This is a genomic window from Geobacter sulfurreducens PCA (assembly GCF_000007985.2).
Taxonomy (GTDB): Bacteria; Desulfobacterota; Desulfuromonadia; order Geobacterales; family Geobacteraceae; genus Geobacter; species Geobacter sulfurreducens.
The window spans coordinates 3,312,671-3,337,473 of the sequence record NC_002939.5; the positions used below are offsets into that span (position 1 = coordinate 3,312,671).

The window sequence follows — 24,803 nt, forward strand, 5'->3', positions numbered from 1 at the left end:
AATGAACAAGCGCAAGATCGATATGCTCATGAAAGACTGCTATGAGCTGACTGTCACTGCCCTCACAATCAGAAAAGTTGAAGAACGTCTATTGGAGCTCTTTTCTGAAGGAGTACTCAACGGAACAATCCACACCTGTATCGGACAGGAGTGGACCGGAGTGGCGGTTGCAAACGCACTGCAAGCGGGAGATACAGTTTTCTCCAATCACCGCGGTCATGGACATTATATTGCCCTGACTGGTGATGTTTATGGACTTATCGCAGAAATCATGGGCAAAGACGACGGTGTCTGCGGAGGCGTTGGAGGTAGCCAGCATCTACATACAGAAAACTTCTTCTCTAACGGGATTCAAGGCGGAATGGTGCCGGTCGCGGCTGGAAGAGCCTTGGCAAACGCGCTTCAAGGCAACAATGCAATTTCAGTGGTTTTTATCGGAGATGGAACTCTTGGAGAAGGTGTTATCTATGAAACGTTTAACATCGCATCCAAATGGCAGTTGCCACTGTTAGTTGTCCTGGAAAACAATCAGTACGCTCAGTCCACACCCACATCCCTGACATTGGCAGGCAATATACGGGACCGCGTACGTGGCTTCGGCATAGAATATATCAAGTGTGACACATGGGACATCGCCGGGCTGCTTGACTCTGCAAAAGAGGCCGTTGATTGCGTACGCAAGAACCAAAAGCCTGTATTGCTCGAAATTGATACATACCGGCTGAAAGCCCACTCGAAGGGAGATGATCTTAGAGACCCTGTAGAGATCAGCCGCTACGCTGGGCAGGACAGCATAAATGCTCTACTGGAATCTGACGTTCCAAGAGTCGCTGAAACCGTCAATCAAATCGACAGCAATATCCAACAGGCAATCACCAAAGCCAGGGAAGCGACATTATGTTCTTTCGCTCCGGCATCGAACAGTGTTCGACAGTATCAATCAGTTACGTGGAGAACTGAATCCTTTGCCAGACAAAGAATAATCACCTCAATCAATTTATCATTGCAATCGCTTCTGGAAAACAACTCTAAGGCAGTAATTATCGGGGAGGACATTGAAGCCCCCTACGGAGGAGCTTTCAAAGCCACAAAGGATCTGAGTACGTTGTTCCCGGGAAGAGTCAAGAACACCCCCATCAGCGAGGGAGCGATTACAGGCGTAGGCATCGGTCTGGCACTGAGCGGATTTCTTCCCGTTGTGGAGATAATGTTCGGCGACTTCATGACTCTAACCTTTGACCAACTGCTTCAACACGCCGGTAAATTCTGTGAGATGTATGGCAAGGATCTCGACGTACCCTTGATCATTCGCACTCCCATGGGCGGACGTCGGGGTTATGGCCCAACACACAGCCAATCTTTGGAGAAATTTTTTCTCGGCATACCGAATCTGGAGGTCATTGCGTACAACCATAGAGTTTCTCCCGCCCTGATCTTTGGAAATCTGTGCAAGACGATCCGCAGGCCAACTCTCATCATCGAAAACAAGGTCCTCTATACTCAGCACGTAGACAGTACTCCCATGCCTGGATTCCGCATCAATATTTCCGACGAACTATTCCCAACCGTCAGAATATCGCCAAGTACCGGAGATCCGCAAGTGACGCTTGTCTGTTACGGGGGAATGCTTGCGGAGGTTGAGATAGCCGCAGCCGCGGCTTTCGACGAAAACGAAATACTCTGCGAGATCATATGTCCGAGCATTATCAATCCTCTCAATGCATACCCCATTCTTGAGTCGGCACGGAAAACCAGGAGGCTGATAACCGTAGAAGAAGGACCGAGCATAGCCGCCCTGGGCAGCGAGGTAGCCGCCCGAATACTTGAACATTCGCTTCCCATTGCCCATTACAGTCGTATCGGTTACGACTCTACCATTCCATCATCAGCCAGCCGTGAATCCAGATTGATAACAAATGCCGAATCAATCTTTGAACGTATTGTGGAGATTTTCAAATGATGAAAACAATGGACATAATCATTCCCAGAGAATTTGTCAGCGACGACCAGTACCTGCTCCAGAAACTCTGTGTCGTGAACAATGACTTTGTAAAAGAAGGAGAGATACTTGCCCTGATCGAATCATCAAAATCTGTCATTGACGTTACGAGTCCGGCTGATGGCTATGTCTATTTTTTCTCTGACGAAGGAGACATTGTGAGTGTCGGCGAGAGGTTGGCCTTGCTCGCATCAACCAAGGAGGCATTACAGGTTGAAATAGAGAATTCCAACAAGAACTCTCAGCGTCGCAAGGAGAGTGAGACAAAGAGCGAGGACGTTTCATTGTCTGGCGTGAGGTGCTCCAAGAAGGCATTGCTTCTGATGAAACAGCACAATATCGATGTAGGAGCATTTGATGGTCTCGGGATGGTTACGGCGCAGGACGTAGAGCACTATCTCTCCAGCAGGGAAAAAGCCGTTAAAGCGACAGTAGCTCCATCTTCCGTAAATAGGCAGAAAATCATCATCCTTGGTGGCGGAGGACATTCAAAAGTATGCATAGACATACTGCGCCAGGCACAATCTTTCACAATCGCAGGAATTCTCGACTCTATCCAGGACATTGGCGCAGAAGTGCTGGGAATCCCGGTCATTGGAAGAGACACAATGCCGGAACTACTCAAGACCAGAGAGAGTGGCATCTCCCTTGCGGTTAACGGGATTGGACTCATTCCGGATCACCGGAACAGATGCAAGCTTTTTGAGAGGCTATTGGAGGCCGGCTTTCATCTCCCTAACCTCATACACCCCAAGGCATCAATCGAACCTTCGGCAAAACTCGGCGAAGGGAACCAGATCATGGCAGGAGCCATTATCGGGAGCGATGTCACAGTAGGAAACTACTGTCTCATAAACTCGGGAGTCGTCGTCTCGCACGACTGTATCATCGACGACCACGTCCACCTGGCCCCCGGTGCGCTGCTTGCAGGAGCAGTCAGAGTTGGAAGAAACTCTTTGATCGGCATGGGCGTTACAATCTACGCAAAAGTAACAATAGGAAGCAACGTAGTTATAGCCAACGGCGCCAACGTGTTTCACGATGTGCCGGACAACACCGTCGTCAAGATTTGACGTAATGGTTGCCAAATGAATATGAACCCTAATGCAAGTTTCGACAATATGACTGAATCCAGCGCCCCCCCTTCATTCAAGGAAAAACTCCACGTTGGGCGCCCCAATGTCGGCAATCGGGAAGCACTTCTTGCCCGCATCAACGACATGCTCGACCGCCGTTGGCTCACCAATAACGGTCCTTTTGTCCAAGAGCTCGAGCAAAAAATGAGTGAGTTTCTCGGCGTTCGAAACTGCATCGCCATGTGCAATGCAACCATCGCCCTCGAGATCACCACCCGGGCACTCGGCATGAGCGGCGAGGTGATAGTGCCTCCGTTCACTTTCGTGGCGACCGCTCACGCTTTGCAATGGCAGGAGATAACCCCCGTATTCTGCGACATCGACCCGACGACCCACCATATCGATCCCAAGAAGATCGAATCAATGATCACGCCCCGCACAACCGGCATCGTCGGAGTTCATCTCTGGGGACGCCCTTGTGCAGTCAACACCCTTACGGAGATAGCAGCAAAACATAAGTTAAAACTTATCTTCGACGCGGCTCACGCTTTCGGCTGCTCGCACGGCGGCCGAATGATAGGCGGCTTCGGCGACGCAGAGGTGTTCAGCTTCCATGCCACCAAGTTCTTCAATACCTTCGAGGGGGGACTCGTCGCAACCGACAATGACGAGTTGGCCCAGAAGATCAGGCTCATGAAGAACTTCGGCTTCGAGGGTTACGACAACGTCATCTATATTGGCACCAACGGCAAAATGACGGAGATCTGCGCGGCCATGGGGCTCACGAACCTTGAAAGCCTCGACGAGTTCATCCAGACCAACCACACCAACTATTACCGTTATCGTCAGGGGCTCTCCGGGCTGCCGGGCGTGTCGGTGATTGAGTACAACGAGGCCGAACGGAACAATTATCAATACGTGGTACTGGAGATCGACGAGAAGATGGCGGGAGTATCCAGAGATCGTTTGGTAGAGGCACTCCATGCGAAAAACGTCATCGCCCGGAGGTATTTCTACCCAGGCTGCCACCGGATGGAACCGTATCGCTCGTACTTTCCACACTCACGGCTGCTCCTGCCGAAGACAGAAAGATTGGCGAGACGGGTCATGCTGCTGCCGACGGGCACGGCAGTCGAACTGGAGCATATTGATGCAATCTGCGTTCTCATAAAACGAATCATCAACGGCTCCATACTCTCCTAGACATGAAACAGGAATAGCCACGTTATGATCTGTCACATTGCTTTCGAAAGCGACTACTCTTTCGCGCTACACAACCTGCTCTTGAAACACTTCGATATCAACGAGCATATTTTTCTGATATGCGGCAGAGCCTCATGGGATTCGACGAAACAATTTCAATACAGAAACAGCGTTAAGGTCGCAGACCTGAACTCTCAGGAAGTCCGGCGACTCCTCTGCGAGTCGGAACAGATTATTATTCATGGCTTATTTTTCGGGGAAGTGGTCGACTACTTTCACCGCAACCAGGATCTTCTGCCCAAGACCAGTTGGAAGCTCTGGGGCGGCGACCTTTACTGTTACAGGAATGCAGGAACGACAGACTTTCCTGCTGAATATGAGGAGAAAAGGAGACAGGTCATCCGGAACTTCGGTCGGATAATCTGTGTCTTAGAGGAGGATTATCAACTCGCCCGACAGGTATACGACACCAAGGCCACCCGTGCACATGGGTTCTACCCGTTGCTGCTCAATTACGACTACCTTGATTCGCTACGAAAACCTCGCGCTCCGTCGGAGATAATCACCGTTCAAGTCGGCAACTCTGCAACACGCGAAAACTGCCACGAAGAAGCATTCGAACACCTCATCCATCTCGACAACGACAACATGAGAGTCTGCTGTCCCCTCTCCTACGGTGACAAATCCTATGGCAACGAGATTATTCGGTTGGGGATGAAACTGTTCGGAAGTCGGTTCTGCCCCCTGACCGATGTTCTCCCATTCAAGGAGTATTCCGACCACCTCAGCTCAGTTGATGTCGCCGTTATGAACCACAACCGTCAGCAAGGGCTCGGCAACACAGTAGCGTTGTTGTATCTCGGCAGGAAAGTATATATGCGGCATGACACGACGTCCTACAGTTGGCTGATGAAACACGGAATCACCGTCTACGATATGCGGAATTTGGGGCATGCTTCATTTGCCGAGTTTTCGCATATTGAAGAGGATGTGGCGGCGCGAAACACAGAGATCATCGGCAGGGAATTCTCGGACGATGCATGCGTAAAGCTATGGAAGTCAATTTTCAGCTCAAAGGGAAGACAATCTAAGATGACGGTACCGAATGAGAAGGGTTCACTAATTCAAAAACTCAAGCACCAATATTTCCCCGGCTCCAACTTCGTAGGCCCTTACGAGCAAAACGGCCACGCCCCATCCATCTATGAAGAGCAGTGGCTGTGGGCACATCGCCATCTGATCAAAGGAACCGTCCTTGACATGTCCACACCCCGTTATTGGCACGAATTCATTCATACCATGGAATCGGTTTCTCGTGTCGTCATCAGCGAGATGGGATGCGACACCGTAACCAAATACGGCAAGAGCTCATCGGTAGACATAGTAGCCGATTTCTGCGATCCGAATCTGCCAGTGGCTCCGGAAACGTTCGACACCATCCTCTGCCTGAGCATCCTGGAACACTGCACCAATCCCTTGTCCATGGTAAATAATCTTTACAAGTTACTCCGCCCCGGAGGCACCGTTTTCTTCTGGGCACCCTTCGCCTACATCGATGGGCACCTTGAGCCTGACTATTGGCGTTTCGGGCGTGACGGCTTCCGTCTTCTGGTCAAACAGGCTGGGTTTGAAATCATGGAAGAAGGAAACTTCGGGGACCTCGGAAAATATTTCCTCCAAGAATTTGGATTTGATGCATCAGCACGGAACGGTCATCGTGGTGTGCCCTGCGCCAACTGGATTATCTGCAAAAAACCGCAGGATACCAGGACCCTCCCCAAGCCTACACATGGGATCTCGACGAGCGCGGGGAACTCACCCCTCCGCCTTTACGCCGGCGACATCCCCAACCGCCCCGAGTACGAAGGCTGGCTCGGCCTCTCGCTAACCCAGGAAAACGACCGCCATATCCGGCACGACATCACCCGACCCCTTCCCTTCGCCGACAACTCGGTGGACGCTTTCCAGGCTGAAGATGTGCTGGAGCATATCGCCTATGACCGGATCGTCCCCGTTCTTAACGAAATCCATCGTGTACTCAAACCGGGCGCAGTGTTCCGGCTCTCCGTCCCCGACTATCGTTGCGATATCCTTGACGCCAGAACGGAAAAGGACGCAACGGGAGCGCCCGTCTTCGATCCCGGCGGAGGAGGTACCAGAGAAAATCCGGGGCACGCCTGGTTCCCCCGCTACGAGACGGTTAAGACCCTGGTCGAAAAATCTAATTTTGGAACAGCGGGAGAAATTTCATTCCTTCACTACTACGACGAGCATAACCTTCCGGCGATGCGGGAGATCGACTATGCGAAGGGATTTATTCAGAGGCCCCCGGACCACGACCCGCGGGTGCAAACACCCTACCGTCCGATGTCTCTAGTCGTAGACCTGACAAAAAGAGACGTAAGAATATTTTCTTCATTCAACAACTCCGCATCTCACGCGAATACGAATGTTGGCGGCACCGATGCTCACTCCATCGCCGAAACCGCAAGCCGAATATTGCAGGCGGGTGAAAAGCTCTATTCTGAAGGATACACCGCAGATGCAGAGGGATGCTTCAACGCTCTCCTCGTCATGCAAGAGCCGCTTGCCACCGCCCACAACAATCTTGGCGTAATCCACCAGGGCCGCCATGAACTCGATAACGCTCTTGAACACTTCAGATCAGCACTGGCCCTCATGCCGTCACATCGGGAGGCACGTGAAAACATCAAAGCCACCCTTTCATCTGAAAGCATCTATCCCTATGAGGGGAATCGGTCCAGATCCAATCATTACAATGAAGACTACTTCAATTGGCAAAAGAACATCGGTGCGTTCGGCGGAAGAGCCAACCTCTTTAAGTTCAGCGAATTCATAACACCTTCCGACACTATACTCGACTTCGGCTGCGGAGAAGGATATCTCCTCTCAAACATCACCTGTGCAAGGAAGATCGGAGTAGAACTGAACGAAGCAGCCCGAAGAACCGCATGGGCACAGGGGGTAGAAGCATTCGCGTCTCCGGAGGAGATCCCCTTTGGAACTGCAGACCTGGTGATCTCCAACCACGCGCTGGAACATGTGCTGTCACCGCTCGAAACGCTCCAAGCCCTGATCAAGACGCTCAAGCCGGGGGGGATGACCGTTTTTGTCGTCCCCCACCAGGATACACGGGAAGAATACAATCCCGACGACATCAACATGCACCTCTACACCTGGAACCAGTTGACGCTGGGCAATCTGTTCCGGCAGGCAGGATTCTCTGTTGAACGCGTCGAGGCGATCCAGCACCAATGGCCGCCCAATTTCGCAGAGGTCTATGCCCAGGTCGGCGAAGCGGAATTTCACCGGATATGCCGGCAAACGGCTATTCAGAACAATAATTACCAGATTCGGATAGTTGCCCGCAGAAAGTGAGCATAACGCCAATGAATACCACGCCCGTCATTCTTGTTTGCTACAATAGGCCGCACCACACGGCGGAGATGCTCAAGGCCCTTGAGGTCCACAATATCCAGAACCTGATCATTTTCGCCGATGCACCCAAATCGGACAAGGACGTGGAGGGAGTTCGCGCAACAAGGAAACTGCTCGAAGGCATCCGGTGGACCCACCCCGAAATCGTATTCCAGACAGAAAACCAAGGGCTCGCAAAATCAATCGTTTCGTCTGCGAATTATGCTTTTTCACTACATGACCGGCTGGTCCTGCTTGAAGATGATTGCGTACCCCAACGCCACTTCTTCGACTTCATGTCAAACTGCCTGGACAGGTACGAAGAAAATGAGAAGATTTTCGGCATCAGCGGATACACGGTTCCGATCCCGTCCAGACTGCAGGAGCAACACCCCTATGACCTCTATTTCTATCCTCGCATTGGCAGTTGGGGATGGGGAACGTGGAAACGGGCATGGCAACATTACGACACCGATCTCGTAAAGCTTTGCCGGAAAGCTCTGGAATCAAACATCGACTTAACGCAAGGAGGTGTTGATATCCCGGTCAACATTGAGGGACTTCTTCGCGGGACATTGAAGGATGTGTGGACCCTGAACTGGGTTCTCACCGTATATCTCAACAAGGGCTATTACATCTACCCCACCAAGTCCCACATCAACAACATAGGATTCGATGGCACCGGTGTCCACTGCGGAAAATCCGACCTTTTCCAAACCATTCTTGCCGATTCACCCGCAATTCGGTTCCCGTCGGATGTGGTCCTGAACTATGACCTTATCAGTCATTACAATATGTATTTCGGAGGTCCTGTTGTAACTCCGCCCCCAAGGGAACCTGCCGGCTTGAACGCCGTTCCCGAGGCTGCATCCAGAAAGGCTCCGCTGAACGTTGCTCTCCTTTCCACCATGGACTTCGGTGGTGCCGGCAAAGCAACCCATCGTCTCCTCAGGGGTCTTCAGGCGTACGGCAGCGACGCACTGATGGCTGTGCTATGTAAAAGCACAGAAGATCCATCCATAAAGCTGTTGAGCAATTCTGCCGGAGGTTTGACGACTGTCTCAGCCGAAGGTGCAGGACGATGGGAAGAACTCTTCCGGAAGTGGCGCGGACAGTTGGCAGGCTATACAAACCGGCCGGAAGGACTTGAAATTTTTACCGACTCCCGTTCCCGGTTCTCCCTGGAGGATATCCCCGAACTCCAGAGAGCCGACATACTCAACTTTCACTGGATGGCCGGACTGCTCAACTATCCGACGTCTTCCTCGGCCCTGAAGGGAAAAAAAATCGTCTGGACCCTCCACGACATGAATCCCTTCACCGGCGGCTGCCACTATGCCGGCGAGTGCACCGGATATCTCCGCTCATGCGGTACGTGTCCCCAACTCGGTTCCAGTGACAAAGAAGATCTTTCACGAAAAATTTGGGAAGACAAACGGGCCGCGTACGCCGACCTGGACCTGACTATCGTAACCCCGAGTCGCTGGCTGGCTGAATGCGCCCGCAACAGCTCGCTCCTTTCCCGCTTCCCGGTCCACGTCATACCCAACGGACTCCCCACGGACATTTTCCGCCCACATCCGAAGGACGAGCTCCGCCGGTCGTTCAACATCCCCGAACACGCCCGGGTGATATTGTTCGGTGCCGATTATGATACCCGTCGCAAAGGTTTCCACTATCTTGTAGATGCCCTGAGAGCTCTTCCCGACAAGCGCAACCTGGTGCTCGCGTCATTCGGGCCTCTCCCGGAGACCAAGTTCAGCAGCGAATTCCTCACGATGAACTTCGGTTCGATCTCCAATGAGACTCGCCTAGCCCAAATCTACAGCCTTGCCGATCTCTTTGTCCTACCGTCAATGGAGGACAACCTCCCGAACACAGTCATTGAGTCGATGGCCTGCGGAATACCGGTGGTCGGCTTCAAGATCGGGGGCATGCCCGACATGATCGAACACAAGGTGAACGGCTACCTGGCTCAACCAGGGGATGTCACAGGGCTCACTGAGGGAATCCGTTGGTGCCTCGCAAATGCATCAGCACTCAAACTTGGCGAACGGTGCAGGGAGAAGGTTGAGCTGGAGTATTCCCAGCGGGTTCAGGCTGAGAGCTATACCAACCTCTATGAGAACATACTCCTAGGGAAAAGTGCCGTCAAATCTTTGGCAGCACCTGCCTGTTCGGCGGACTCGATCCTCATCGCCGCCAACCTGGTCCCCTTCCGGGACGCGGGGCAGCGGCAACGGCAGGATACCGGCATAGCTAGCATCACCGCCCTTGTAGCGAAGGGCATCATTCCCCTCAACATCTGCTACCCGGACGAACTCCTAGAGCCGGCCGACTGGCAGACAGCAACAATGCTCGAGCGCAGCGCGAACGTAGAACTGAAGATCGACGGCAAGCGCAAGCCGTTCGTCATCGACCTCTTCGATATCGCCGCCCAGTGGGCAACAGCCCACGGAATTACGTGGTTCGCCATCACCAACAGCGATATCGTCCTGACAGACGCGCTCATCGCCGAGTTGCGGCGCCTTCAAGCCGACGGCATCGAAACGGTTGCCATCTCACGCAACGAGGTGGAACGGGTGGAGGGGGACGGCAGGCTCGTCCCTGGCTACCTGGAGGTGAACGGCTACGATATCTTCCTCTGCAGGAGCTCCTGGTGGCAGTCGAACCGTCACCGCTTCCAGCCATATATCTACGGCGAACGGGCCTGGGACGACGCCTACGCGGCCATCATGGCATGCCACTCTCGCTTCGCCATGCTCTACCAGGACGGCCTCTGCTTCCACTTCAAGCACCCGACCAGCTGGATCTCCGGCCCATACTCCGACTACAACATGGGGCTCTATACCGGCATCGACAAACCTTACAGCGACCGATACGAGGCGTTCATTAAGGAGGTGCTTGCCCTGACCAAGGCACAGCTCACCCCAGCGAAGACCGCCGAACTGGTGGCGAAGCATTTTTCACCGCCCCCCCCCGTGCCGGTGAACTCCTCTCAGGGCTTCGTCAACATCGGCATGATCACCTACAACCGCCTTGATTTCACGAAACTCTGCCTGGAGGCGTTCGAGCGGACCGTCGACTATCCTCACCGGCTTACCGTCATCGACAACAACAGCCAGGACGGGACCGTGGAGTTCCTGCGGAAGCTGCAAGCCCAGGGCGTCATCCACAACCTGATCCTCTTGAACGAAAACGTTGGGGTGGCCAAGGCGTCGAACCTCGCCTGGGCAATGGAGCCCGATGCCCCGTACTACATGAAGCTCGACAATGACATCGTCTTCCAGAAAATGGGGTGGCTCTCCCGACTGGTGGAGGTGATTGAAAGGGTGCCGCAGATCGGGGCGGCGGGTTACAACTTCGAGCCCGTCAGCTATCCCCTCTACGAGCTGAACGGCTGCCAGGTCAGGATCAAGGAACCGGGGAATCTGGGGGGGGCATGCATCCTGATCCCGAAGCGGACCGAACGGCTCCTCGGCAACTGGTGCGAGGATTATGGCCTTTACGGTGAGGAGGACGCCGATTATGGCTTCCGGATCCGCTGCGCCGGTCTTCTCAACGCCTACATGGAGGACGAGGAGATTGGCTTCCACCTTCCTGCGGGCAAAGCGGCGACCATCGACAGTGCAACCCTGGTGGCCCTTGACGGGCAGGAGGAGGACCTCCACGCAGACTACCGCAAGTGGAAGGACGAACTGCGTCGCAAAAACGTACACGGTCCTTTCAAGCGAAACTTGGAGCGTTATGCTCACGACCCGACTTCACTCTTCCAGCAATCGCGCTTTGCCACAGAGTGGTTGCGGACTCACCGACCGGACATTGACGTTTCGCCACTGAAAACAACGGGGGGCAAGCTCACCATCACCCTGCTTTCCCTCGACCTTCCCTCCCATGCCTGCATGCAGCTCAGGATCACCGGCCCCGCAAGCGCCTTCTCTGATGAGGTGGAGCTGCTTCAAGCCGTTACCAATGACGGGACAAAGTATCTCATCAACTCCGACTCCATAGACCGGGCCGACCTGATCATCGTCCAGCGGTTCTTCCCTCGGCCAGAAACAGAGCGTCATCTGCAGAAGGCCCTGGCGTCGGGCAAACCGATCATCTACGAGTTTGACGACCTCCTGACCGACCATTCTCCGGACAATCCGCACCGGGAATTGAGCACCCTCTGTGCTCCTTTCGTTTCCGCACTTCTTGCCAAGGCAGACGGGGTAACGGTATCCACCGACCTTCTCGCCAGTGCTCTTCTCCCAAGAAAGGGAACAGTCCATGTTCTGCCGAACCTCCTTGACGAGAAGCTCTGGGCCGCTCCGCCGGCGTCACGCCCGACCGGCGCTCCGGTAATTATTGGCTATGCCGGTACACCAGGGCATGAGGCGGACCTGGCGCCGATCGAGGAGGCGCTGGAGCGCATCGCCCGAATGTACGGACACCGGGTAGCGTTCCGCTTTTTCGGCTGCGCCACCGAGCGTATCAGGAAACTTCCTGGCTATACCTTCATACCCTTCACAGGCAATTACTCTGAATACGCAGCCACCTTGCAAAATTCCGGCATCGACATCGGCCTCGTCCCCCTGGAGGACAACCGCTTCAACCGCTGCAAGAGCAACATCAAGTGGCTCGAATACTCGGCCTGCGGCATAGCCGGCATCTACGCCGACCTCCCCCCCTACCGCTCGTGCGTGAAGGAAGGGGAAACGGGGCTCCTGATAGCTGGCTACGACGTGGACGCCTGGGTGGCGGCCATCGAAAGCCTCATCGACAACCCGGCCCGCCGCCATGCCATGGCCCTGGCGGCCCGCACCGAGGTCCTCGCCAACTACACCCTCAAGAGCCGCGGCCACCTTTTCCTCGACACTTGGCGCCGGATCGCCGGCCGTGCCGATACCACAGCCAAGGAGCAGCAGATGCCCATCTCACCGCAACCGTTCGCGCCGGTCGCCGCAGCCACTGGCTCAGACGCCCCGAAGGTATCCATCATCGTCCCCCTCTACAACAAGGCGGAGTACACCAAGCAGTGCCTGGAGGCCCTGGCCCTCAATACGGAGCAGGCCCTGAACTACGAGGTCATCCTCGTGGACAACGCTTCGAGCGACGGCACCGCCGAGTACCTGCGCACCCTTTCGGGGGACGTGACCATCGTGACCAACCTGAAGAACCTGGGCTTTGCCAAGGCGTGCAACCAAGGGGGGCGGATCGCCCGGGGGCGGTACCTGGTTTTCCTGAACAACGACACCATCCCCCATCCGGGGTGGCTCGACGGGCTCATCAAGGGCGCGGAGCAGGACGGCGCCGACATCGTGGGGGCCAGGCTCCTCTACCCCAACGGCCGGGTCCAGCACGCCGGGGTGGCCTTCAACGAGCAGTCCATCGGCTACCACATCTTCAACGGCTTCCCGGCAGACTCGCCGGCCGTCAACCGCAAGCGGTTCATGCAGTGCGTGACCGCCGCCTGCATGCTGGTGAAACAGGAGCTCTTCGCGGAGCTCGGCGGCTTTGACGAGGGGTACGTGAACGGCTTCGAGGATGTGGATTTCTGCCTCCGGGCCGGGGAGCGGGGCCGCCGCATCCTCTACACCCCCGAAAGCGTTTTGATCCACTTCGAGGAGACCAGCGAGGGTCGCAAGGACCACGACACCCCCAACATCCGCCGCTTCCTGGCCCGCTGGGAAGGGAAGGTCCGCTGCGATCATCAGGATATCTACCGTTCCGAGGGGTACCGGGCCGAACGGCAGGCCGACGGCAGGCTGCGCATCTACCAGGCAGACGTGGCGCCCGTGTCGTCAGCTCCGACGGCTCCGCAGCAGGTCACGCCGACACCGGGCACCGGGGCTGCGGCGGCAACGCCGTCCGTTTCGGGGCGGGAAAAGGCCCTTGCCCTGAAGGCGGAAGGACGGTACGTGGAGGCCATCGAGCATCTGGTCAAAATTGTGACAGCGGGTGACAACTCCGTGCTCGTCGATCTCGGCGACTGCCTGGCGAGCCTGGAGAAATACGACGACGCCCTGGCCCTTTACGAGGAAAGCCTTGCCCTGTGCCCCACCAACGGGCGGGCGCTGGTGGGGGTCGGTGTTGTCAGATATATGACACGACGGATCGCCGAGGCGGCCGACGCCTTCAGCCGGGCACTGGAAACCGACCCTGCCGACCCGAAGGCCCTTTGCGGCCTGGGCATGGCCCGCTGCGCCCAGGGACGGAACGCGGAAGGGTTCGAGCTCTACGGCCGGGCGCTTGAGGCCGAGCCGGAGAACCTGACCGCAGTGCACGAATCGGTGAGGCTTGCCTATGAGCTGGGACGCTTCAGCGAGGCGGCCAAGCGACTTGAGTCATACCTGCGCCATCATCCGGGCGACATCGACATCCTCTTTGCCAGTGCCGGACTCCTTCACATGGCCGGCAGGAACGCCGAGGCCCGTGACGCCCTGGAGCGGCTGCTGGTGTTCTCCCCCGATTACAGCGGGGCCATGGAGTTGCTGGCGAAGCTGGAGGAGCAGGACCAAGAGCCGGGTGAAAGAGCCACGGAAGCTGAAGCCCGCAGGCTCAAGGAAGACGGGAAGTACGAGGAGGCCCTGACGGCCTTCTCCCGGGTCGCAGAGGCCGGCGATTCATCGGCCCTGGCCGACATGGGGGACTGCCTTGCCCAGCTGGGACGGCTCGACGAGGCGGCCGCCCGTTACCTGGAAGCCCTGGATGCCGACGGAGCAAACCTCAAAGCCCTGGTGGGGCTCGGAGTGGTATCGCTGGTCCAGGGGAAACAGGTGAAGGCGGTCACTTGGTTCAACAGGGCCCTCAAGGCGGACCCCGCCAACGCAAAGGCTCTCTGCGGGCTCGGGATGGTCCGGAACATGCAAAACAAGCATGACGAGGCGTTCAGCCTCCTTGCCCGGGCCGTTGATGCGGACCCCGAGGGCCTCACGGCCCTTCACGAACTGATCCGGCTCTCCTATGCCACCGGCCGGTTCGATGAAGCGGGAGAACGGCTCGACCGGTACCTGATGCACCACCCCGCAGACCTGGACATGGTCTTCGCCCAGGCAGGCATCCGCTTCAAGGCGGGCCGCTATGCCGAGGCCCTGTCGAGCATCGAGACGGTGCTCCTCTTTGCCTCCGACTACGAAGGGGGGCTGGAATTGCGGGAAGCGATCACCCAAGCCATGTAGGAAGGCAGAACGGTTGGCCATGTCCCATTTCGAGAAGAACATAGCGGCCCTGCATCGCCGCAATCCGCCCCTGGCCGAATGCCTTGAGGCCGTGACGCCGGGCGGAGATCTCCATCTCGGCGAGGCCCGCAACGGCGAGCCCACGGCCCGCAGCGGCGAGGTCTGGCTCCATTCCCCCTACAACCCCACACGGGAGGCCCAGGAATGGGCACGGGCACAGGCAGAGCGGTTCACGCCGGATGCCCCGCTCACCGTGGTCGGCTTCGGCCTCGGCCACCATCTGCGGGAACTGGCAACCCTCGGCTTTGGCGGTACGGTCATCGAAAAAAGCCTGGCGCTGTTGAAAGCCGCCCTGGAGGCGTCGGACCTGGTACCCGTTCTGGAGCGTTTCGAACTGATGGCAGGGATTCCCGCCGACTTGATCCGACGCCGCCATAACCACCTCCTGCGGGGCAACACCACGGCCCATCCGGCCACGGTCCGGATCAGCCCGGACATGGCCACCCTTGCCCAGTACGCCGACGGATACGACCCGGCGGCCCGGGGGGGACTCAAAATCCTGCTGGTGAACCCCATCTACGGCGGCTCTCTGCCGGCGGCCCACCACGCGGCACGTGCCCTGCGGGCCCTGGGGCACCAGGTGATCCCCTTCGAGAGCGAACGGCTGGCCGCGGCCATGGATTTCGGCAAGGAATTCATCTTCAACCAGAGCCGCCGGGCGTTCCACGCCGGGCTCACCTCGCTCCTCTCCCAGGCGGTTGAGCTGCGGGCCCGGGAGACCCGGCCCGACATGATCCTGGCCCTGGCCCAGGCGCCGCTCCTCCCCGAGACCATGAAACGGATCGAGGCCCGGGGAATCCCCACGGCATTCTGGTTCGTGGAGGACTACCGGGTACTCCCCTACTGGCGCGACTCGGCACCGGCTGCGTCCTATTTCTTCGGCATCCAGACGGACAACTTCGCCGCTGAACTGGCCCGGGCCGGGGTTACCCGTTATGCCTACCTCCCCACCTGCGCCGAACCGTCGGTCCACCGGCCAATGGAGCTGACCCCGGCCGAACGGGAAGAGTTCGGCAGCCCCCTTTCCTTCGTGGGGGCCGGCTACTACAACCGGCAGATATTCTTCAAGGGACTCACCGACTTCCCCTTCCGGATCTGGGGGAGCGACTGGCCCTTCCCCTCGCCCCTGGTCCCCTTCATCCAGCGGGGTGGCGCACGAATCGACACGGAGACCACGGTCAAGATTTTCAATGCGTCAGCCGTGAACCTGAACCTCCACTCCTCCACCACCTGCGACGGGGTGGTGCCCGACGGAGACTTCGTGAACCCCCGGACCTTCGAGCTGGCCGCCTGCGGGGCCTTCCAGCTGGTGGACCGCCGCGCGCTTCTGCCGGAGCTGTTCGATGAGGGAGAGCTGGAAACCTTCGGCTGTCTTGACGAAGCACGGGAAAAGATCAGCCGCTTCCTGGCCGATCCCGAAGAACGGCGGCAGGTTGCGGGCCGCGGCATGGCCCGGGTCCTGGCTGAGCATACCTACGAACACCGCATGGCTGAACTGGTGGCCCTCATGACTGGCACCTTCCCCCACCTGGCCGAGCGGATCCGACAGCGGGCAGACCAGCGGGACGAAATCATGGCCGACCTGGACCGGCATCCCGGGCTCGCCGGCCTGCTCGCCACGCTCCCCGACCAGCGCTGGTTCACCCTCAACGATGTGCTCGGCACCATCGTGACCGGCCAGGGGAAACTCTCCCGGGCCGAAAAGCTGTTCCTCATGCTCCAGAACGTCGAGGTCCTCTGGGAGAAAATTCCGGAATGAAAGAGATCGCCCTTCTCGCCATAGCCCGATACGGGGACCTGATCCAGACGACGCCGCTGGTGCGGGCGTTGCGCCGCGCCCACCCCGGCGCCCGGATCACCGCCATCGTGGAGGACCGCTTTTGCGGCATCCTGCCGCTGCTCCCCGGCATCGACCGAACCATCGTCCTCAACAAGCAGGACATCGCCTGGGACATCGCCACCGGCGATTCTCCCCTGGTGCCCTACCTCAAGATGGATGAGTTCGTCCGGAAGCTGGAGGAGGGGAGCTACGACCTGCTGGTCAACATCACCTGTTCGCGCCTCTCCGCCTTTTTCGCCTCCTGCGTCACGAGCCGCCGCCGCACCGGCATCTCGGCCGACGAGGCCGGGGAGCGGAACATCGTGACCCTCTGGGGGCAGTACATCTTCAGCTGGTTCAACGACAACATCCGCAAGTATAACGCCATCAACCTGGTGGATATCTTCACCCGGCTGGGCGAGGTCCCTCCAGACGGGCGCCGGGTAGAACTGGTCGCCACGGAGAAGGGGGAGCGATTCGCCGACGACTTCCTGGACCGCCATGGGCTCAGGGGGCAGCGCCTCGTGGGACTGCAGCTGGGGGCCAGCGAGGCGACCCGGATCTGGCCTGCCGAGCACTTCGCCCGCATCTCGGATCGGCTCCAGCGGGAACTGGGGGTACGGACCATCCTCTTCGGGGCTCCCGTGGAAAAGCACCTGGCCGGGCAGGCTATGGCCGCCATGGAAATGCCGGCCGTGGACGCGGTGGGCGAAACCGGGATCGAAGAACTCTACTCCCTGGTGGGGCGCTGCGCGGCCCTGGTATCCAACGACACCGGCACCATGCACTTCGCCGCCGCGGCCGGCGTGCCCGCGGTCATGCTCTGCATTGGCCCGGCTTTTTTCCGCTGCACCGGCCCCTATGGCGAAGGGCACCTGGCGCTCCAGCCCGACCTGCCCTGCTCGCCCTGCCCCTACAGCCTGGTCTGCGCCGATCCGGTCTGCCGCGACACCATTTCTCCCGAGGCGGTCTTCTCGGCTTGCCGCATGATCCTGGCCGGCGCTGATGGGTTGGGGAATGCCGATTTTTCCGGCGTGAGGGTCTATCGGAGTTCATTTGCTCCCGACGGATACCTGACATGGGATGGCCTGTTCAATGTGGACGCCTGGGAAGAAGAGCAGGTCAAGCGGCGCGAATCCGCCTGGAAGGGATGTTTCGACGGAAGCACGAAGGGGTGCGGTGCTCCCGGCGACGAGACCTTGCGGGCCTTCTGGGAGCTCACGGGGCGGGGGATTGAAGCAACAGAGGCCATCATCCGGGCGGCTCGGAAAAAGCCCCTGCCCGTGGACGAGATCCGGCGCCTCGGCGAGAAGGAGTCGGCCATCGAGGCGGAGGTGAAGCTCATGGGCTATCGTCACGAACCTCTGGCCCCGGTCACCGAATTCCTGACGCTCATGCGTGAAAACATCACCGGCGAGGAGCTGGGGCGGATCGCGCGGGAGACGCGTTCCCTTTACGAGACCGGGCGCTGCCTGGCGGCACTGCTGTAGCTAAAGTTTTCCGGTCCGCGGCCGAAACGATATCATAGCGGACCATTTTCTGAAGAGGAACTCCAATGATCAGACTGACACGTCTCGACGGCGATGTTTTTTTCGTGAACCCGGATCTCATCGAGGCCATCGAGGAAACCCCGGACACCCATATCGTTCTTTCCAACGGCCGTCGCTACTTGGTCATCGAAAAAACCGACGCCATCGTCGCCCGTATCATCAGCTTCAAGTCGTCGGTGATGAAACGCGCTCTCGGCGGCCACGGCCGCAAGTATCTCCGGCGCAAGATGGAGGGAAGCTACCTCCCCCGCTGCCCCTTGAAACCGGGCCATAACACCGACTAACAGGAAAGGTCAGGCGACGTATGGACATAGCGACAATCATAGGCCTCGTCATGGGATTCGGGGCGGTGTTCGGCGGAGCGCTGCTGGAAGGTTTGCACCTGACCGCCCTCATCCAGCCCACAGCGGCCATCATCGTGCTCGGGGGCACCTTCGGGGCGGCGTTCGTCAGCTTCCCCATGAAGACGATCATTGGCGCGGCCAAGGATATCAAAAAGGTATTGATGCCGGCCCAGAACGACCCTGAAAAGGTCATCAAGGACCTGATCGGCTACGCGGCCAAGGCCCGGCGCAACGGCCTCATCTCTCTGGAGCAGGAAGCCCAGAACGTGAAGGATCCCTTCACCAAGAAAGGGATATCCCTTGTCGTGGACGGCATCGACCCTCAGAAACTGCGGGAAACCCTGGAGATCGAGGTCACCTACTACGAAGAACACGCTAAGCAGAGCGCCGAGTTCTTCGAGGCGGCCGGCGGCTACGCCCCCACCATCGGTATCATCGGTGCCGTGCTCGGTCTCATCCACGTCATGGGCAACCTGTCCGACTCCTCCAAACTGGGGGCAGGTATTGCCGTGGCCTTCGTTGCGACCATTTACGGCCTCATGACCGCCAACATCATCTGTCTCCCCTTCGGCACAAAGATCAAGCACGGCATCAAGGAAGAACTCATCTGCAAGAACATGATCATCGAAGGGCTCATCGCCATCCAGAACGGCGAGAACCCCCACTTCATCGAGCAGAAGCTCAAGGCGTTCCTCCAGCACGGCGCCGGTGACAAGAAGGGATAGCATTCCGTCATGGCCAAGCCGAAGAAGCATGAGAAAGAACCCAACCACGAGCGGTGGCTCGTCTCCTACGCGGACTTCATCACTCTGCTGTTTGCCGTGTTCGTGACCCTCTACGCCATGGGCCAGTCGGACAAGGAAAAGATCGAGCAAGTCATGCAGTCCATGCGGGAATCGTTCGGGTTCACCGCCACCGGCTCGGCACCCCGGCCGGCAGTACTGGATTCGTCCGACATGCGGATCATGCCGTCAATCGCGCCGGATCTCACCAACAAGGGACGGGGTCAGGGCAAAAATGCCGACAGCAAGGGGAGGATCCGGGCAACGGAGAAGGATTTCCAGGCCATCAAATCGTCCATCGAGGCCTATCTCATCAAGCAGGGAGCCCAGGATAAGGTTAATGTGGGCATAAACCGGCGGGGTCTGGTGGTGAGTCTCAAGGAAGCGGGGTTCTTCGACTCGGGGAGCGCCATCGTCAAGGAAAGCGCCTATCCGCTCCTGGCCAAGGTTGCCGAGTCTCTGTCCGCCTACTCCAACCCGGTCCGGGTAGAGGGGCATACCGACACCATGCCGATCAGCTCGGTCCAGTTCCCCTCCAACTGGGAACTCTCCACGGCCCGAGCCACCAACATTGTCCACTTCCTCACCCGCTCCTACGACTTTGATCCCGGTGCCATTTCAGCTGCCGGCTTCGGCGAATACCGCCCCATCGCCGACAACAACACCGCTGAAGGCCGCTCCAAGAACCGGCGGGTGGATATCGTTCTCCTCTCCGGCGAAGGGGAGCGGGGAGAACCGGAGAGGGCGCAGTAACGCCCGTCCCTGCGGCCGCGTCTCGTTCCGTTTGCACCTTCTACAACACGACAACCGACTTCGTGCGGGTTCTTTTCACACGGATCCCCCGCCCAGCCCCACTGCCGCCAGCGCGACAGCCCTTACCCCCCGCAGATCGAGCTTGCCGGTGCCGAGAACCGGCAGCGTCTCCACTGCAACGTAACAGTCCCGTGCCGGTTTCCAGAGATTGGGCAACTCGCTCTCCGTCATGAACCTGTGGAGCGTTTCGGCGTCCCCTGCCTCGGGGGTGTAGACCACTACAATCCTTTCCCCCTTCCGTTCATCCGGAACCCCGGTCACCGCCACCAACCCCGCCTGACCCAGGCGGACATGGAGGGCATCCTCGACCGCGCCATGGGGAACCATCTCTCCGGCGACCTTACTGAAGCGTGAAAGGCGGTCGGTGATGTGGAGGAAGCCATGGTCGTCCAGGTATCCCAGGTCACCGGTGACGTACCACCCATCGCGGATGACCTCGGCGGTCTTCTCCGGCTTGCCGAGGTAGCCGAGCATGACGTTGGGCCCCTTGACGAGGATCAGCCCCGTCACCCCTTCGGCAACCGGCTCAAGGGTTTCAGGCTCCACGATCTTCACCACCACGCCGGGGACGGGCAGCCCCACGCTCCCCTCCCGGAAACCGGCCTGACGGACACCGTCGATCTCCACGTCGGGCAGTGACAGGGAGATGACCGGCGACAGCTCAGTGGCACCGTATCCTTCCATGGGCCGGATGCCGAATTTCTCCTGGAAGCTGTCGGCCAGTTTCGGCTTCAATTTCTCGGCTCCGGTGATGACGAGCCGCAATGACGCGAAATCCTCCGGCTTTGCCCGACGGAGATAGGCCATCAGAAAGGTGGGGGTAGCGATGAGGAGCGTCGACCGCCGCTCCCGGACCGTCGCGGCAATGGTCTCGCCGTCCAGGGGATTGGCATGGTAGACCACGGAAAAACCGGAAAGAAGGGGCAGCCAGAGCGTACCGGTGAATCCCAGGGAATGGAAGAACGGCAGGGCAGAGCAGATATTGTCCCGCCGGGTAGCGCGGAAGACCATGCGGAGCGCCTCCAGGTTGGAGATGATGTTGTGGTGCGACAGCATCACCCCTTTGGGCTCACCGGTGCTGCCCGAAGAGAAGATGACCGTGGCCGGCTGGTCGGCGCTGAATCCGGCCTTTCCTGCCAGCAGGCGCAGAGGCAGAAAGCGGGCCTTCAGGAAAGCCTGGCACTTGTCGCCGCCGGTCAGGCCTGCCAGGAGATCCTCCACGTACAGAACGCCGGGGAATTCCGGCAACGAACCGAGCTTCTCCTGAAAGCGCCGGGAGGTTATGGTTACCTTGATGCCGCACTGGTCAAGCGATGAGCGTATGCCGTCGGCTGAAGCGGTGTAGTTGAGGTTCACCGGCACGGTGCCGTTGAGAGTGAGGGCGAGATTGACCAGGGCGCCCGCCACGGTGGGGGGCAGACAGACCCCTGCCATCTCCTGCCCGGCAGTGAAAGGCTTCAGTCTGGCCGCCAGGGCCACGGCGCCGGTCAGGGCTCTGCCGTAGGTGAGCTCCCGGCCGCCGGTGTCGGCCACGGCGAGACGGTGCCAGTTCTCCCGGGCTGTTTCGGCGAAAAGCTCTCCCAGCGGACGACGCCGGGACTTGCGGGTCTGGAACCAGGCACAGGAAAGCTCCATCACGGCCCGGCGCACGTCGTGGACACTGCTCCCCGCCCGGAGCGGCGCACCGAAGAGGACCGTCACCCGGTAGGGGAGAAGCGACGGGAAACGGGAAAGGAGCTTGCCGTGGGCATAGGAGAGGATGCTCCCCCACGCTCCGCCGATGTAAACCGGGATGATGGGATGGCTCGTGCCCCTCACGATCCGCTCGAAGCCGCCCTTGAACTGGTTGAGCATACCGTTGCGGGTAATGGCCCCCTCGGCGAAAATGCAGACCAGGTATCCCTGGTCCAGTGCTCCGCGGGCGCTCGCGATGAACTCCAGAAGCCCTTTCCTCCCGTCCTTTGACGACACCGGAATCACCCCCATCAGAGAGCAGAGCTGCTTCAAAACGGGGGTACGGTAGATTTCCCGCTCCATGACAAAGCGGATCCGCCGCTGCTGCGTGGCGATGAGCAGCAGCGCGTCGAGCCAGGAAACGTGGTTGGCCACCAGGAGCGCTCCTCCTTCCACCGGCACGTGGCGGTCATCGATGACGGCAAGGCGGTAGCAAAGCCGCATGGCAACCAGGGCCACGAAGCGGAGCAGGAAGTCGGGGAGCACCCGGAGTGTCGCCAGGGTAAGCACCAGGGTGATGGCACCCAGGACGCCGAAACACCCTGCAGGTGAGATCCCCAGCGGACCGGTGAGGGTCCAGAGCAATGCCGACGCAAGGAGCACACCGACCCAGCTAAGGAAGGTTGAGGCGGCAAGAATCTCCCCGCGCCGGTCGGCGGGAGCGCGGAGCTGAATGAAGGATTGGAGGGGCACGATGAAAAGACCGGCACTCATCCCGAACAGGGTCACCGCGACCAGGACAGAAGGGAGATGTGCCGGCAGCGTTGCCAGCAGGAACGAGCAGAGGGTGAGCCCCGCGGCACCGATGGGGACTACGCCGAATTCCACCGTACGTCCCGAGAGACGCCCCGCAAGCAGGGAACCGACGCCGATCCCCACGGCAGCCGCTACGAAGAGATAGCCGCTCTGTTCCTCGGGCAACCCCAGCAGCTTCATGCCATAGGGCAAAAGATTCAGCTGGCAGAAGGCCCCCACAAACAGGAAATAGGCTGCGCCAAGCACCGCCAGAAGAAGGTACCCGTCATGCTTCAGGCTCCGCAGGGTACGCCAGTAGGCGGCCGGGGACAACACCACCTGACGCTCCGGCGCGGCGGCACTGGTTTCCGGCAGGGTGCGGGCTACCAGGAGTCCGCACAAGGCCACCGCAACTCCGGCCAGTAGCGCAACGCCATGGCGGCCGCCGGCCAGTTGAACCAGAAACGGTGCCAGGGCCGTTCCCCCCACGATTGCCAGGAACGACCACATCTCCAGGAGGCTATTGGCCCGGGAGAGCTCCTCCCGCGCCACCAACTCCGGCACTACCCCGTATTTTGCAGGCGCAAAGAGGGCGCTGTGGGTGCCAAGCAAAAAGATCACCGCTCCGAGCAGCAACGGGCTGGCGATCAGGAGACCTGCCACGGCCAGCAGCGCAATCCCGACCTCTAAGGCCTTCACCCGAACGATGATCCATCCCTTGGGGAACCGGTCGGCAAGAGAACCGGCCAGGGCCGAAAAAAAGAGGAACGGGGCCACAAAGGCGGCGCTGCCGATGGCGGCCACGGTTGCCGCCCGCTCCTGACCGAAATGACTGATGAGAAAGAAGACTATGATCAGCTTGATGACGTTGTCGTTCAGCGCCCCAAGGGCCTGAGCAAGATTGAGGCGTTTGAACGATGAAGGGAGTGTGTCAGTTCCGGTGTCTGTGGAGTTCATGGTAACCTCGGTGTCGTCAGGCGAGTCGCAAGAGACCGGCCGCGTTGTGTAGAATCTGCTCGGGCATCCCTAATGCCAGCTTCAGGGCCACGTCCCGGTCCCAGGGGTTGCGGATGGCAGCCAGGCGCCTGGCTGCGAACGGACCGAGAGAGAAGAGGTGAAACCAGGGCGAGGTGAGCGCCGTGGCGGGCAAGGGCATATCGGTGCCGTACAGGAGCCGCTCGTGGAGTTCCCGGTGCTTCAGGACCCATTGAAGGTGCCCCAGGCGGTTAACCTGGGTAAGGGATGAGATATCGGCATGGAGGTTGGGATAGGCTGCAAACAGGGCCAGAAGCCGGTGCCGGTTCCGTTGGCCCTCGCTCCTGCCGCTGGTGGCACAGTGGGCGGCAATGACCGTAACCCCTTCATCGAGGGGCAGGCGGAGGCGGTTCGGATCTGACAGACTGTTGTCAGCCCGGGTGAATGATTGCTCCTCGCCGGTGTGGGTGAGCAGCGGCAACCCGAGTTCCGCAAGGCGCCGGTAAAAGGGAACCAGCCGCCGGTCCGCCGGATCGGTTCCCTGGATCGAGGGCAGCCACTTGACCAGCACCGCGCTGGCGGCAGCCGCGGCATCGAGCCGGTCCAGGGCGTCGGGCCGCAGGGGGTTGACGCTGGCGCCGAACAGGAGGTTGGGATACCTGCGACACTGGCCGGAGAGAAAGTCATTGGGAATGAACAATTCGGTCCGGGTCTGGTCCAGGTTTCCCCGGGAGTCGATGGCACCGTCCAGTGCCAGCACCACGGCGGCCTGGACCCGGGTCGAGACTGCCAACCGTTCCGCAAGGCGGCGCAGGACCAGGCCGTCCCCTTCCCGTTCGAGCTCCGCATCGGTGACTCCGAAGGATGCCAGATAGAACCGGTACCTCCAGCTTTCCCTCAGACGGGTCGAAATGAAGCAGCCGCTGCCGCCGGCTCCGACCCCTGCGGTGTGACAATGAATGTCTATGACGCTCATGGATCCCCCGGAGAATGGATGTTGGATTCCCTCCTCCTTTGCCGGGAATGTGCCAAGCCCCCCATGCACTAGATTCTATCATCCTGTCAAGAGGTTAGCTCCTGCAGCTCCGAAGCCGGGGCACTTTTCCACGAGC

Annotated in this window: 12 protein-coding genes; 10 read left to right on the forward strand and 2 right to left on the reverse strand. The window is 59.0% G+C overall.

Annotated elements, in window-relative coordinates:
- Position 1 precedes the first annotated feature (1 nt).
- The 10 genes from GS_RS15170 to GS_RS15215 all read left to right on the forward strand — a co-directional run bounded on the left by GS_RS15170 (position 2) and on the right by GS_RS15215 (position 20,187).
- Positions 2–1,960, forward strand: a complete 1,959-nt coding sequence (locus GS_RS15170; protein ID WP_010943646.1) for a dehydrogenase E1 component subunit alpha/beta — start codon at positions 2–4, stop codon at positions 1,958–1,960.
- Positions 1,957–3,072 carry a NeuD/PglB/VioB family sugar acetyltransferase gene (locus GS_RS15175; RefSeq protein ID WP_010943647.1) on the forward strand — a complete coding sequence of 372 codons (1,116 nt, stop codon included), beginning with the start codon at positions 1,957–1,959 and terminating at the stop codon, positions 3,070–3,072. Before GS_RS15170 ends, GS_RS15175 begins: the two co-directional genes overlap by 4 nt.
- A 48-nt stretch (positions 3,073–3,120) precedes the next feature.
- Complete coding sequence (locus GS_RS15180; protein WP_235044915.1) at positions 3,121–4,278, forward strand: aminotransferase class I/II-fold pyridoxal phosphate-dependent enzyme; 1,158 nt, start codon at positions 3,121–3,123, stop codon at positions 4,276–4,278.
- A 24-nt stretch (positions 4,279–4,302) separates the two neighbouring features.
- Positions 4,303–7,677, forward strand: a complete 3,375-nt coding sequence (locus GS_RS15185; protein ID WP_010943649.1) for a TDP-N-acetylfucosamine:lipid II N-acetylfucosaminyltransferase — start codon at positions 4,303–4,305, stop codon at positions 7,675–7,677.
- A gap of 11 nt (positions 7,678–7,688) precedes the next feature.
- Positions 7,689–14,879, forward strand: a complete 7,191-nt coding sequence (locus GS_RS15190; RefSeq protein WP_164930460.1) for a glycosyltransferase — start codon at positions 7,689–7,691, stop codon at positions 14,877–14,879.
- Between the two features lie 19 nt (positions 14,880–14,898).
- Positions 14,899–16,698, forward strand: a complete 1,800-nt coding sequence (locus GS_RS15195) for a CgeB family protein (protein ID WP_235044916.1) — start codon at positions 14,899–14,901, stop codon at positions 16,696–16,698.
- Entirely contained in the window at positions 16,695–18,248 is a 1,554-nt protein-coding gene (locus GS_RS15200; protein WP_010943652.1) for a glycosyltransferase family 9 protein, read from the forward strand. The genes GS_RS15195 and GS_RS15200 overlap by 4 nt, the downstream gene beginning before the upstream one ends.
- 65 nt (positions 18,249–18,313) lie before the next feature.
- Complete coding sequence (locus GS_RS15205; protein ID WP_010943653.1) at positions 18,314–18,592, forward strand: flagellar FlbD family protein; 279 nt, start codon at positions 18,314–18,316, stop codon at positions 18,590–18,592.
- Positions 18,593–18,612: 20 nt separating this feature from the next.
- A complete protein-coding gene (locus GS_RS15210; RefSeq protein ID WP_010943654.1) occupies positions 18,613–19,377 on the forward strand; it encodes a flagellar motor protein in 765 nt (254 codons plus the stop codon).
- Between the two features lie 9 nt (positions 19,378–19,386).
- Entirely contained in the window at positions 19,387–20,187 is an 801-nt protein-coding gene (locus tag GS_RS15215; protein ID WP_010943655.1) for an OmpA/MotB family protein, read from the forward strand.
- A gap of 75 nt (positions 20,188–20,262) precedes the next feature.
- Here the strand turns inward: GS_RS15215 and GS_RS15220 are convergent, their stop codons facing one another.
- On the reverse strand, positions 20,263–23,673 hold the full coding sequence (locus GS_RS15220; RefSeq protein WP_010943656.1) for an acyl-[ACP]--phospholipid O-acyltransferase: 3,411 nt from the start codon (positions 23,671–23,673) through the stop codon (positions 20,263–20,265).
- A 16-nt stretch (positions 23,674–23,689) separates the two neighbouring features.
- On the reverse strand, positions 23,690–24,667 hold the full coding sequence (locus GS_RS15225) for an amidohydrolase family protein (protein WP_010943657.1): 978 nt from the start codon (positions 24,665–24,667) through the stop codon (positions 23,690–23,692).
- Between the last annotated feature and the right edge of the window lie 136 nt (positions 24,668–24,803).